Origin of the sequence: Mycolicibacterium agri, from assembly GCF_002553505.1 — a bacterium.
Taxonomy (GTDB): domain Bacteria; phylum Actinomycetota; class Actinomycetes; order Mycobacteriales; family Mycobacteriaceae; genus Mycobacterium; species Mycobacterium agri.
Map to the genome: position 1 here is coordinate 63,732 of NZ_PDCP01000010.1, position 12,709 is coordinate 76,440.

Annotated in this window: 11 protein-coding genes and 1 riboswitch; of the genes, 6 read left to right on the top strand and 5 right to left on the bottom strand. The window is 66.6% G+C overall.

What is annotated here, in order from left to right; translation table 11 throughout:
- Window positions 1–20: 20 nt before the first annotated feature.
- Window positions 21–1,250, bottom strand: coding sequence for an NADH:flavin oxidoreductase (locus tag CQY20_RS07590; protein ID WP_097939460.1), 1,230 nt, complete (start codon window positions 1,248–1,250; stop codon window positions 21–23).
- A gap of 26 nt (window positions 1,251–1,276) precedes the next feature.
- Between CQY20_RS07590 and CQY20_RS07595 the strand changes: the two genes are divergently transcribed.
- From CQY20_RS07595 to CQY20_RS07610, 4 genes are all read left to right on the top strand, one after another.
- Window positions 1,277–2,128, top strand: coding sequence for a bifunctional methylenetetrahydrofolate dehydrogenase/methenyltetrahydrofolate cyclohydrolase (locus CQY20_RS07595; RefSeq protein WP_207767252.1), 852 nt, complete (start codon window positions 1,277–1,279; stop codon window positions 2,126–2,128).
- Window positions 2,125–2,418 carry a DUF3017 domain-containing protein gene (locus CQY20_RS07600; protein ID WP_097939461.1) on the top strand — a complete coding sequence of 98 codons (294 nt, stop codon included), beginning with the start codon at window positions 2,125–2,127 and terminating at the stop codon, window positions 2,416–2,418. The genes CQY20_RS07595 and CQY20_RS07600 overlap by 4 nt, the downstream gene beginning before the upstream one ends.
- Window positions 2,419–2,564: 146 nt before the next feature.
- Window positions 2,565–3,185, top strand: coding sequence for an acyl-CoA-like ligand-binding transcription factor (locus tag CQY20_RS07605; protein ID WP_097939462.1), 621 nt, complete (start codon window positions 2,565–2,567; stop codon window positions 3,183–3,185).
- Window positions 3,185–4,690: an FAD-dependent monooxygenase gene (locus CQY20_RS07610; RefSeq protein ID WP_097939463.1), complete on the top strand. Its 1,506-nt coding sequence runs from the start codon at window positions 3,185–3,187 to the stop codon at window positions 4,688–4,690. The genes CQY20_RS07605 and CQY20_RS07610 overlap by 1 nt, the downstream gene beginning before the upstream one ends.
- 124 nt (window positions 4,691–4,814) lie before the next feature.
- Here CQY20_RS07610 and CQY20_RS07615 read toward each other — a convergent pair whose 3' ends face one another.
- Genes CQY20_RS07615 through CQY20_RS07625 form a run of 3 tightly spaced genes read right to left on the bottom strand, consistent with a single transcriptional unit; the run spans window position 4,815 to window position 8,046 of the window.
- On the bottom strand, window positions 4,815–5,558 hold the full coding sequence (locus CQY20_RS07615) for a class I SAM-dependent methyltransferase (RefSeq protein WP_097939464.1): 744 nt from the start codon (window positions 5,556–5,558) through the stop codon (window positions 4,815–4,817).
- Window positions 5,555–6,676, bottom strand: a complete 1,122-nt coding sequence (metX, locus tag CQY20_RS07620) for a homoserine O-acetyltransferase MetX (protein WP_097939465.1) — start codon at window positions 6,674–6,676, stop codon at window positions 5,555–5,557. The genes CQY20_RS07615 and metX overlap by 4 nt, the downstream gene beginning before the upstream one ends.
- Window positions 6,677–6,699: 23 nt before the next feature.
- The gene (locus CQY20_RS07625; RefSeq protein WP_097939466.1) at window positions 6,700–8,046 is read right to left on the bottom strand and encodes a bifunctional o-acetylhomoserine/o-acetylserine sulfhydrylase; all 1,347 of its coding nucleotides are present in this window, start codon (window positions 8,044–8,046) and stop codon (window positions 6,700–6,702) included.
- Between the two features lie 44 nt (window positions 8,047–8,090).
- Window positions 8,091–8,210, bottom strand: a riboswitch (SAM riboswitch).
- A gap of 181 nt (window positions 8,211–8,391) precedes the next feature.
- Between CQY20_RS07625 and CQY20_RS07630 the strand changes: the two genes are divergently transcribed.
- Together CQY20_RS07630 and CQY20_RS07635 are read left to right on the top strand one after the other, a co-directional pair.
- Window positions 8,392–10,626 carry an NADP-dependent isocitrate dehydrogenase gene (locus CQY20_RS07630; protein ID WP_097939467.1) on the top strand — a complete coding sequence of 745 codons (2,235 nt, stop codon included), beginning with the start codon at window positions 8,392–8,394 and terminating at the stop codon, window positions 10,624–10,626.
- A gap of 22 nt (window positions 10,627–10,648) precedes the next feature.
- Window positions 10,649–11,866, top strand: coding sequence for an NADP-dependent isocitrate dehydrogenase (locus tag CQY20_RS07635; protein WP_097939468.1), 1,218 nt, complete (start codon window positions 10,649–10,651; stop codon window positions 11,864–11,866).
- An 11-nt stretch (window positions 11,867–11,877) separates the two neighbouring features.
- Here CQY20_RS07635 and CQY20_RS07640 read toward each other — a convergent pair whose 3' ends face one another.
- Window positions 11,878–12,705: an epoxide hydrolase EphH gene (locus CQY20_RS07640; RefSeq protein WP_097939469.1), complete on the bottom strand. Its 828-nt coding sequence runs from the start codon at window positions 12,703–12,705 to the stop codon at window positions 11,878–11,880.
- Window positions 12,706–12,709 lie beyond the last annotated feature (4 nt).

The window sequence follows — 12,709 nt, forward strand, 5'->3', positions numbered from 1 at the left end:
AACGACAGGACGGCGGCGGGTCAGCCCGGCGAACCGGTCACAACGCAGTGAGTGTGGCTGTAGATGGTGGCCATACACCGGTTGCAGTGCGTGCATGCCGACCGTACGGTGTGCGCGTCGCCGTCGGCCTTGATCCGGTTGATCAGGTCGGGCTCGGCGAGCAGCGCCCTGGCCATCGCGACGAACTCGAAGCCCTCGGCCATCGCGAGATCCATGGTCTCCCGATTGGTGATGCCGCCGAGCAGGATCAGCGGCATCTTCAGCTCCGCGCGGAACTTCTTGGCGTCGCGCAGCAGGAACGCGTCGCGGTACGGGTATTCGCGGAAGAATTTGTTGCCGGTCATCCGGATGCCCCACCGCAGCGGCGGCTTGAACGCGGCGGCGAACTCCTTGACCGGGGCGTCGCCGCGGAACAGATACATCGGGTTGACCAGTGAGCTGCCTGCGGTCAGTTCGAGGGCGTCCAGGCCGCCGTCCTCCTCAAGCCACTTGGCGGTCTGTAGCGCCTCGTCGATCGTGATGCCGCCGCGCACACCGTCAGCCATCGAGAGCTTGGCGGTCACCGCGATCGGCGTGCCCTCCCGATCCACCGCCTGGCGCACGGCGCGCACCAGTCCGCGGGCCACCTTGGCGCGGTTCTGAAGTGAGCCGCCGAACTCGTCGTCGCGGCGGTTGATCAGCGGGCTCAGGAACGAGCTCGCGAAATAGTTGTGGCCCAAATGGATTTCGACGGCGTCGAAGCCGGCCTCGATCGCGAAGCGGGCCGCCTTCGCATGGGCTTCGATGATGTCTTTGATGTCGTCTTTGGTGGCCCGCTTGGCGAAACGCATCGACAGGGGGTTGAAGAACCGCACGGGCGCATAGGCGGTCGCCTTGTTCGAGCGGGCGTCGGCGACGGGCCCGGCATGGCCGATCTGCGCGCTGATAGCCGCGCCCTCGGCGTGGATGGCCTCGGTCAGGTCGCGCAGCCCGGGGATGGCCTCCGGCCGCCACCAGATCTGCCTACCCTCGGTGCGGCCGCCAGGGGTCACCGCCAGGTAGGCGACCGTCGTCATGCCGACACCGCCGGCCGCGGGCAGCCGGTGGTACTTGATGAGGTCGTCGGTGACGAGCGCGTCCGGCGTCGACGCCTCGAACGTGGCCGCCTTGATGATGCGGTTGCGCAGCGTCACCGGGCCCAGCTTGGCGGGGGAGAACACATCGGGATGTGCCCGATGCGTGTCGCCGGGCAGGCTGGTCGCCGTGTTCATACGCCGAGCATGCCAGACTGGCTTTCGTGGGTGCGATCACACTGGACGGTAAGGCCACGCGGGACGAAATCTTCACCGATCTCACCAAACGGGTAGCGGCGCTGACGGCTGCGCTCCGCACACCGGGCCTCGGCACGGTCCTGGTCGGCGACGACCCCGGCTCGCAGGCCTACGTGCGCGGCAAGCACGCCGACTGCGCGAAGGTCGGCATCAACTCCATCCGGCGCGACCTGCCCGCCGACATCAGCCAGGCCAAGCTCGACGAGACCATCGACGAGCTGAACGCCAACCCCGAGTGCACGGGCTACATCGTGCAGCTGCCATTGCCCAAGCACCTCAACGAGAACGCGGCGCTGGAACGCGTGGATCCGGACAAGGATGCCGACGGCCTGCACCCGACGAACCTGGGCAGGCTGGTGCTCAACGAGCCGGCGCCGCTGCCGTGTACGCCGCGCGGCATCGTGCACCTGTTGCGGCGCTACGACGTCGAGATCGCCGGCGCGCACGTGGTCGTGATCGGCAGGGGCGTCACCGTCGGAAGGCCGCTCGGCCTGTTGCTGACACGGCGCTCCGAGAACGCGACAGTGACGCTGTGCCACACGGGAACTCGCGATTTGCCGCAGTTGACCCGCCAGGCCGACATCGTCATCGCCGCGGCAGGTGTGCCGCACATGGTGACAGCCGACATGGTGCGGCCCGGTGCGGCCGTCGTCGATGTCGGGGTCAGCCGCGACGAGAACGGCAAGCTCGTCGGCGACGTCGCACCCGACGTGTGGGAGGTGGCCGGCCATGTCTCCCCGAACCCCGGCGGGGTGGGCCCGTTGACCCGGGCGTTCCTGTTGACCAACGTCGTCGAATTGGCCGAACGCGCGTCGTGACCATCGCCGAGTTCGCGCGCAAGGTGTTCCACGGGCAGTGGCCGATCCTGCTGGTGGGCGCGTTCTTCATCGCGGCCTTCGGCCTGGTCATCGCAGGGTACTGGCGGCGCGGGGCATTGGTGATCGGTATCGGTGTGGTCGCTGCCGCGGCGCTTCGTCTGACGCTGCCCGAGGAGAAGGCGGGCCTGCTTGTGGTGCGCAGCAAGGGAATTGACTTCGTCACCACGGCACTGGTCAGCGCGGCGGTGCTGTATATCGCCTGGACGATCGACCCGCTCGGCACCAGCTAGGTCTCCGGGCCCCCGGTTCACGCCCAAACCGACACTTGGGCGGAAAAGTGCGAGTAGATCGCGCCATTTTGTCGGTTTCGGCGGGCCTTGATTGTTGCTCGCCGTGCAATCTTGCCCACTGTGCAAGTTTTGCGTAGGGTGGCGCCATGGCCGGATTACGGGAGCGCAAGAAGCTCAACACCCGGCGCGCGCTCAGCGACGCGGCGCTGAAGCTCGCGCTGGCCGGCGACTTCGATTCCGTGACGCGCGAGGCGATTGCGGAGTTGGCCGGTGTGTCGCTGCGGACGTTCAACAACTACTTCAACGGCAAATACGAGGCGCTGGCCTACCGACAGGTCGAACGACTGCGCCGCAGCATCGACGTGCTGCGCGCGCGTCCCGCCGATGAGCCGCTGTGGACGTCGATCACCGAATCGGTGCTGGCGCCATTGGAAGAAGACCTCGCCGAGGCCGGCGGTGAAGAGCAGAAGATATTGGACCGCGAGGAGTTCAGCGAGATCCGGAACCTGTTGATGCGCTCGGAGTTTCGCGATGCGGTGTCGAAGCAGCTGTTCGACGAGTGGCTCGAGGTGCTCGCCGAGCGGACGGGTACCGACCCGCAGCGGGATCTGTATCCCCGCCTCGTTGCGGCCGTGGTTCGCGCCGTCGGCGACGCCGCGACGGAAATCTATGTGACCGCAGACCCACCGGTGCCGATCACCGAACTGCTGCGCCAGGGGTTCGCAGAGGTGGCTGCGGGCCTGCCCGTGCCGGAGAGGGGTAAGTGATGAGCAGCCAAATTGTCATTTCGGGGGCAGGGCCCAACGGCCTGTTGCTCGCCTGCGAACTCGCGCTGGCCGGCCTGAGCCCCGTCGTCCTCGACAAGCTGCCCGGGCCCAGCGAGGAGCCGAAGGCCAACGGCCTTGTGGGACAGGTGGTTCGGCAACTCGATATGCGCGGCCTCTACCATGCGTTCGGCGGCGAGGATGGCCCGCCGCAGCCCACCCACGGCTGGATGTTCGCCGGTATGCCCCTGAGTTTCCTTGGCATCGAGAACAATCCGATGCATGTCCTGCTGCTTCCCCAGCCGCGGCTGGTGCGCCTGCTGGAGAAGCGGGCCCGAGACCTCGGCGTCGACATCCGGTGGGGCCACGAGTTGACGGCATTGCGCCAGGACGACGACGCCGTAACGTTGACGGTCACGACCACGCGCGGCGACTACCGCATGGATGCGCCGTATCTGGTCGGTGCCGACGGCGGTCGCAGCATGGTGCGCAAGGCCGTGGGCATCGACTTCCCCGGCCACACATCGCCGGTCGTCAGCCGCATCGCGCACGTGCATCTGCCCGACGAACTGCTGGTGCCCGGCCACGGATACGAGATCCCGGGCCTGGGTCTGCTGCCGTACGGGGTGAGTCGTTGGGCCGACGGCAGCATCATGCTGGTGCCGCTCGACCCCGAGCGGCCGTTGCTCGGCACCATCGAGTACGGCTGGACACCCGGCAGCGCCGACGGCCCGATGACGCTGGATGAGCTGCGCGCCAGTGTGTTTCGTCTGCTGGGCGTCGAGTTGCCGCTGGAGGCACCACGCAAGCCTGGCGCGCATGCGTTGCGTCGGCTCGACGGCACCAACTCGCGGCAGGCCGACCGGTACCGCGCCGGTCGGGTGCTGCTGCTCGGCGACGCCGCGCACGTGCACTCGCCGATGGGCGGGCCCGGACTGAACCTCGGCATGCAGGACGCCGTGAACCTGGGCTGGAAGCTGGCCGCCGAAATGAACGGATGGGCGCCCGCGGGCCTGCTCGACACCTACGAATCCGAACGCTATCCGGTCGGGGAGCGGGTGATGATGCACTCGAAGGCCCAGCTGGCGTTGACGGCGCCCGGCCCCGAAGTGTCCGCGCTGCGTGAGCTTTTCGGCGAGCTGGCCGCCAAGACCGAGGTCGCGTCGCACCTGGCCGGACTGTTGGCTGGCTCCGACGTCCGCTACGACGTCGGCGACGATCACCGGCTGTCGGGGTTCATGGTGCCCGACCTGGAGTTCGACGACGGCCGTCGCGTCGCCGATCTGCTGCAAGACGCGCGCGGCGTTCTTGTCGACGCCACCGGCGGTGCGGCCACGCGGGTCGCCGCCGATTGGCGCGATCGGGTTGACGCCGTGGGCGGTGACTTCGACGGGGCCGCCGCGATGCTGATCCGGCCCGACGGTTATGTCGCATGGGCGGCCGACACCTTCGGCGCCGACGACGCCGCAGCGTTGCGGGCCGCGTTGACGCGCTGGTTCGCCACCTAAGCCAACCTAAGCCAACCTAAGCCCGCGCCGAGATCGACGAAATGGCGCGATCTACTCGCACTTTCCCGCCCAAATGTCGGTTTCGGCGCAAAGAAGCGCGCAAAGAAGCGCGCAAAGAGGAAATTCAGGTGAGCGTGGCGCGAATGGCGACCGTGATGTACGGCAGCGCCAGGCCGGTCGAGTTGGCCAGCCCCGGGTGGGTGGCCAACAAATGGCGCACCCGCTCAAGCGTCTGGGTGCGCACGTCGGCAGGCGAGGTGATGCAGTAGCTGCGCGACGCCACCAGGTCGATGAGCGCCTGCGGCGTCAAATAATTCGTCCACTCCACGTGATGGCGCTCGATGTTGCCGAACGGCTCCGACAGTGTGACCTCGTGGCTGAACGGGTCCTGCTCGTGGCCGATGATGTCGCCCAGATCCTTGACCCAGCCCATCCGCTCGTCGCGGGTGTTCCACACCAGGCCGAGCCGCCCACCGGGCCGCAGTACGCGCGCCACCTCCTTGATGGCGCGTTCGGGGTCGAACCAGTGCCAGGCCTGCGCGACGAGTACCGCGTCCACGCTGTCGTCGGGCAGCGGGATGTCCTCGGCCGTGCCCAGCAGCGCGGGCGTATCGGGCAGCGAGTTGCTCAGCAGCTCGAGCATCTCCGGGATCGGGTCGACCGCGACGACGCCCAGGCCGCGCTCGACCAGCCGCGTGGTCAACTTGCCGGTGCCCGCGCCCAGGTCGAGCACGTCGCGGGCGTTCGGCGGGAGCAGCCAGTCGATGGCTTCGGGCGGATACGACGGCCTGCCGCGTTCGTAAGCAGCGGCCTCGGAACCAAATGCGCCAAATGAGCGGGAACGTTGCTGCTGCTTGGATCGCGTCACCGTAATGCCAGCTCCAAAGTCTCGCGGATCAGGTCGCCGACCGCCTCCGTCTCGACTAGGAACCCGTCGTGGCCGTAGATCGAGTCGACAACCTTCAACCCCGCACAACCAGGCAACAGCTCGGCTAATTCCTCCTGCAGCCGAATTGGGTAAAGCCGGTCGGAGGTGATGCCACCGACGACCGCGGGCACCGGGCAGCTGCGCAGCGCCGCCTCGATGCCGCCGCGGCCACGCCCGACGTCGTGGCTGGACAGCGACTCGGTGAGCGCCACGTAGGTGCCCGCGTCGAAGCGGCTCAGCAGCTTCTCGCCCTGATGCTCGAGGTAGCTCTGCACCGCGTAACTGCCGCCGGCCAGCGGCTGCTCGTCGCCCTGACCCTGATTGCCGAAGCGGGTGTCGAGCTCCACCTCGCCGCGGTAGGTCAGATGCGCGAACCGGCGGGCGATCTGCATCCCGACGTCCGGCGAGCGGCCGGTGCCGTAGTAGTCGCCGTTCTGCCAGTTCGGGTCCGCCTTGATCGCGGCGATCTGGCTGCACTGGGTGCCGATCTGATCGGCGGTGGCACGAGCGCCCACCGCGAGCACCAGCGCCGACCGGACCCGGTCGGGATAGCCGATCATCCACTCCAGCGCACGCGCGCCGCCCATCGAACCGCCGACGACGGCGGCGACCTCGTGGATGCCCAACGCTTCGAGCGCGGCCACGTCGGCCTCCACCTGATCGCGGATGGTCACGAGCGGAAACCTTGAGCCCCAAGGCTTTCCGTCGCGGGCAAGCGAGCTCGGGCCGGTCGACCCGCGGCAGCCGCCCAATACGTTGGTCGCGACCGCGCACCAGCGGTCGGTGTCGATCGGCGCGCCGGGGCCCGCGATGCCGTCCCACCAGCCCGGTGTCGGATGACCAGGGCCCGCGGGACCGGTGATGTGGGAGTCGCCGGTCAGCGCGTGCAGCACCACCACCACGTTGTCGCGGTTGGGCGACAGTTCGCCCCAGCGCTGCACGGCGATGGACACGTCGTCGATCACCGCGCCGCTCTCCAGCGTCAGCGAACCGATGTCGACGATCGCCACCTCGCCTTCAGCGGGCAGCGTGTCAGTTGGCACGTCAAAGATAGTCACGTCAAAGTCCTTACGGCCGTCACTTAAAACGCGGAGGCCGTCGCGGGGTCGGCGGTATCGGCTGCATGGAAGGGCTTTGCAGCGGCGAAGCCCTGCTCGAGATCGGCGATGATGTCGTCGATCCCCTCGATGCCGACCGCCAGCCGCACCAGGCCCGGGGTGACACCGGTGGCCAGCTGTTCCTCGGGGGTCAGCTGCGAATGGGTGGTCGACGCCGGGTGGATCACCAGCGAGCGGACGTCGCCGATGTTGGCGACATGGCTGTGCAGGGTGAGCGCGTTGACGAACGCCTTGCCCGCGTCGATGCCGCCGGCCAGCTCGAAGGCCAGCACCGCACCGGTGCCCTTCGGCGCGAGCTTGCGGCCCAGCTCATACCAGGGCGAGCTGGGCAGCCCCGCGTAGTTGACCGAGATCACGTCGGGATGGGCCTCGAGGTACTCGGCGACCCGCTGCGCGTTGGCGACATGGCGCTCCACCCGCAGGCTCAACGTCTCGAGTCCCTGCGCGACGAGGAAGGCGTTGAACGGCGACGCCGCCGAACCCATGTCGCGCAGCAACTGCACGCGCGCCTTCAACGCGAACGCCGGCGGTCCCAGCTCGGCGAACACCACCCCGTGGTAGCTCGGATCGGGCGTGGTGAAGCCGGGGAATTTGCCGTTGGTCCAGTCGAAGGTGCCGCCGTCGACGATCACGCCGGCGATCGCGGCGCCGTGGCCGCCGAGGTACTTCGTGGCCGAGTGCACGACGATGTCGGCGCCGTGGCTGATCGGCTGAACGAGGTACGGGGTGGCGACGGTGTTGTCCACGATCAGTGGCACGCCTGCGTCGTGGGCGACAGCGGCCACGTTCGGGATGTCGAGGATGTCGTTCTGCGGGTTGGAGATGGTCTCGCCGAAGAACGCCTTGGTGTTCGGCCGCACCGCTGCCCGCCACGACTCCAGGTCGTCGGGCTGCTCGACGAAGCTGACCTCGATGCCCAGCTTGGGCAGCGTGTAGTGGAACAGGTTGTACGTGCCGCCGTACAGCCGCGGGCTGGACACGATGTGGTCGCCGGTGTTCGCCAGGTTGAGAATGGCGAAGGTCTCCGCGGCCTGACCGGAGGCGACGAACAGCGCCGCCACCCCGCCCTCGAGCGCGGCGATGCGCTGCTCGACGACGTCCTGCGTCGGGTTCATGATCCGGGTGTAGATGTTGCCCGGCTCGGCGAGGCCGAACAGCGCCGCCGCGTGCTCGGTGCTGTTGAACGTGTACGACGTCGTCTGATAGATCGGCAGGGCCCGCGCGTTGGTGGCGCTGTCGGGTGTTTGCCCAGCGTGGACCTGCTTGGTCTCAAACGACCATTTCGCGGTCGGATCTTCTGGCGTGCTCATGCGAGACGGACCTCCATCTGCTCTCTGGGGGTCCGTTTCCGGCGGACCCGCGCTTGCCTTGTAGCCGGTTTCGGCTACTCAACCTGGTCATCACCCGGGGCACCCCACCGCGGTTGGAGGGTTGCCGGCCAGCAAGCCGGGGCTTGACGCTGGCGCTCATGACCGACATGAAGCGTATCGCAAGCGATGTTACCGATGCCAGCGGGCTGATCATGATGGGATTTTGCGCGTCGGCGGGCCGCGGGGCATGGGGCAAATGACCCCATATCCAGCGATATCCAGGGCACGCGTAGGTTCGTAATCGACGCGATACTGGAAGCCGACACTGACGCCGGGGAGACATCAATGAGCGACGAGAAGCCAACGATCACCTACACGCTGACGGATGAGGCGCCGCTGTTGGCGACCTACGCTTTCCTGCCCATCATCCGGACGTTCACCGAGCCCGCCGGGATCAATGTCGAGACAAATGACATCTCGGTGGCCGCGCGCATCCTGGCCGAGTTCTCCGACCGCCTGACCGAAGAGCAGCGCGTGCCGGACAACCTCGCGCAGCTCGGCGAGCTCACCCAGTCCCCCGACGCCAACATCATCAAGCTGCCCAACATCAGCGCCTCGGTGCCGCAGCTGCTGGCCGCCATCAAGGAACTGAAGGCCAAGGGATACGACCTCCCGGACTATCCCGGCGATCCCAAGACCGACGAAGAAAAAGAGATCAAGGAGCGCTACGCCAAGGTGCTCGGCAGCGCCGTGAACCCGGTTCTGCGTCAAGGCAATTCGGATCGTCGCGCACCCAAGGCCGTCAAGGAGTACGCCCGCAAGCATCCGCACAGCATGGGTGAGTGGTCACAGGCATCGCGCACCCACGTCGCGACCATGAAGACCGGTGACTTCTACCACGGCGAGAAGTCGATGACGCTGGACAAGGCGCGCAGGGTCAAGATGGTGCTCGAGACCAAGAGCGGCGACACCATGGTGCTCAAGCCCGAAGTCCAGCTCGACGAGGGCGACGTCATCGACAGCATGTACATGAGCAAGAAAGCGCTCATCCAGTTCTACGAAGAGCAGATCGAGGACGCCTACAAGACCGGCGTGATGTTCTCGCTGCACGTCAAGGCCACGATGATGAAGGTGAGCCACCCGATCGTGTTCGGCCACGCGATCAAGGTGTTCTACAAGGAGGCCTTCGCCAAGCACCAGAAGGTGCTCGACGAGTTGGGCGTCAACGTCAACAACGGCATGTCCGATCTGTACGACAAGATCCAGGCGCTGCCCGCCTCGCAGCGCGAAGAGATCGTCCAGGACATCCACGCCGTGCACGAACACCGTCCGGAGCTGGCGATGGTCGACTCGGCTCGCGGCATCACCAACTTCCATTCACCCAGCGACGTGATCGTCGACGCCTCGATGCCGGCGATGATCCGGTTGGGCGGCAAGATGTACGGCGCCGACGGTCGCACCAAGGACGTCAAGGCGGTCAACCCGGAGTCGACGTTCTCCCGCATCTATCAGGAGATGATCAACTTCTGTAAGACGCACGGGCAGTTCGATCCGACCACCATGGGCACCGTGCCGAACGTGGGCCTGATGGCGCAGAAGGCCGAGGAGTACGGCAGCCACGACAAGACGTTCGAGATCCCCGAGGACGGTGTGGCCAACATCGTCGACATCGACACCGGCGAGGTGTTGATGACCCAGAACGTCGAAGAAGGCGACATCTGGCGCATGCCGATCGTCAAGGACGCGGCCATCCGCGACTGGGTCAAGCTGGCCGTCACGCGGGCTCGGGCCTCAGGCATGACGGCGCTGTTCTGGCTCGACACCGAGCGCCCGCACGAGGTGGAGCTGCGCAAGAAGGTCAAGACCTACCTCAAGGACCACGACACCGAGGGCCTTCACATCCAGATCATGCCGCAGGTATGGGCCATGCGGTACACGCTGGAGCGGCTCATCCGCGGCCAGGACACCATCGCGGTGACCGGCAACATCCTGCGCGACTACCTCACCGACCTGTTCCCGATCCTGGAGCTGGGCACCAGCGCCAAGATGCTGTCGATCGTGCCGTTGATGGCAGGCGGCGGCATGTACGAGACCGGCGCGGGCGGTTCGGCGCCCAAGCACGTCCACCAGCTGGTGGAGGAGAACCACCTGCGCTGGGATTCGCTGGGTGAGTTCCTCGCCCTCGGCGCCTGCTTCGAGGACATCGGCACCAAGACCGGCAACAAGCGCGCCGCGCTGTTAGGCACCACGCTGGACGCGGCGATCGGAAAGCTGTTGGACAACAACAAGAGTCCGTCCCGCAAGACCGGTGAGCTGGACAACCGGGGCAGCCAGTTCTACCTCGCGATGTACTGGGCGCAGGAGCTCGCCGATCAGACCGAGGACAAGGAGCTGGCCGACCACTTCGCCAATTTGGCCAAGACGCTGGCCGAGAACGAGGACACGATCGTCACCGAACTCGCTGAGGTGCAGGGCGATTCGGTGGACATCGGCGGCTACTACCCGGATCCGGAGAAGACCGCGGCGGTGATGCGGCCCAGCAAGACGCTCAACACCATCTTGGAGGGCGCACAGAGCTAAGCCGCGCTTGTAGGCTGGCGGTATGTCCAAGATCAAGGTCCAGGGCACGGTCGTCGAACTCGACGGCGACGAGATGACGCGGATCATCTGGAAGATGATCAAGGAACAGCTCATCCTGCCGTACCTCGACATCAACCTCGATTACTACGACCTGGGTATCGAGCACCGCGATGCCACCGACGACCAGGTGACGATCGAGGCGGCCGAGGCCATCAAGCGGCACGGCGTCGGCGTCAAGTGCGCGACCATCACCCCCGACGAGGCCCGGGTCAAGGAGTTCAACCTCAAGCAGATGTGGCTGTCGCCGAACGGCACCATCCGAAACATCCTCGGTGGCACCATCTTCCGCGCGCCGATCGTGATCTCGAACGTGCCGCGGCTGGTGCCGGGATGGACCAAGCCGATCATCATCGGCCGCCACGCGTTCGGCGACCAGTACCGCGCGTTCAACGCCAAGGTCGACAAGCCGGGCACCTTCACGGTGACGTTCACACCGGCCGACGGCAGCGAACCGATGGTGCACGACGTCGTCGAAATCCCCGAAGACGGCGGCGTCATCATGGGGATGTACAACTTCAAGAAGTCCATCGGAGACTTCGCGCGGTCGACGTTCAACTTTGCACTGCAACAGAATTACCCCGTCTACCTGTCGACGAAGAACACCATCCTCAAGGGCTACGACGGGATGTTCAAGGACGAGTTCCAGCGCATCTTCGACGAGGAGTACGCCGAGGAGTTCGCCAAGCGCGGGTTGACCTACGAGCACCGGCTGATCGATGACATGGTGGCCTCCTGCCTGAAGTGGGAGGGCGGCTACGTCTGGGCCTGCAAGAACTACGACGGTGACGTGCAATCCGACGCCATCGCACAGGGTTACGGATCGTTGGGGCTGATGACGTCGGTGCTGATGACGCCCGACGGCAAGACCGTCGAGGCCGAAGCCGCGCACGGCACCGTCACCCGGCACTACCGCCAGTATCAGCAGGGCAAGCCGACGTCGACCAATCCGATCGCGTCGATCTTCGCGTGGACCCGTGGCCTGCAGCACCGCGGCAAGCTCGACGACACCTCCGAGGTGGTGCAGTTCGTGAGCACCTTGGAGGACGTCGTGATCAGCACCGTCGAGGGCGGCCACATGACCAAGGACCTGGCGATCCTGATCGGCCCCGAGCAGCCGTGGCAGACCACCGAGGAGTTCCTCGGCACCCTGGCCGACAATCTGAAGGCCGCGCTGGCCTGAGCGGTCGACCGTTATCCGGTCGCGCGCTTGTGCTCGACGTGCTCGTCGACGAAGTCGAGGATCACCTTGGTGACCAGCTCCGGCGCCTCGAACATCGGGATGTGGCCGACCCCGTCGAGGTGGGTGATTCTGGTGCCCTCGGGCAGGTGGGAGGTGAAGTGGCGGGTGAAGCGCGGGTGCGGCAGGACCCGGTCCTTCTCGCAGATCACCAGATGGGTCGGTGCTTGCGCGTCGGCGAGTTCGGAAAGACCGGGCAGCAGAAGCGATTTCACCAGCAGCTGGTAGTAGGCCGGGCAGTGTGCGAAGTCGTCGACGATGCCGGGCAGGTCAGCATCGTTGAGGGCGTCGGGGTGTGCGCTGATCGCGGGGTAGGCCAGCAGTTTGGCGAACGGCAGCTTCACCGCGCGCTGACCGAGGGCCTTGGTGACCAACCACACCGGAAACCCGCAGATGAACTTGAAGACGATCTCGAACTTGGCCGGGGTCCACGCGTGCCAGCCGCCGGCAGGGGCGATGCCGGTGAGCGTGCGGGCCCGGCCGCGGCGCTCGAGCTCGAAGGCCACCCAGCCGCCGAGCGAGTTGCCGACGATGTGCGCGGTGGTCCAGCCCAGCTCGTCCATGCGCCGCTCCATGTCGTCGGCAAGCTCGGCGGTGTCTAGGAACAACTGGCCTTTGATGCCGCCGTTGTGGCCGGGCATGGTCGGCGCCAGCACCTCGTAGCGGCCGGTGTCAGCTATCTGCGGCGCGACGTATTTCCACACGTTCTGGGACAACATGAACGGGTGCAGCAACAGCATCGGTTCGCCGGAGCCGAGGTGGATCGGGTCGCGAAGGGCCATGGAG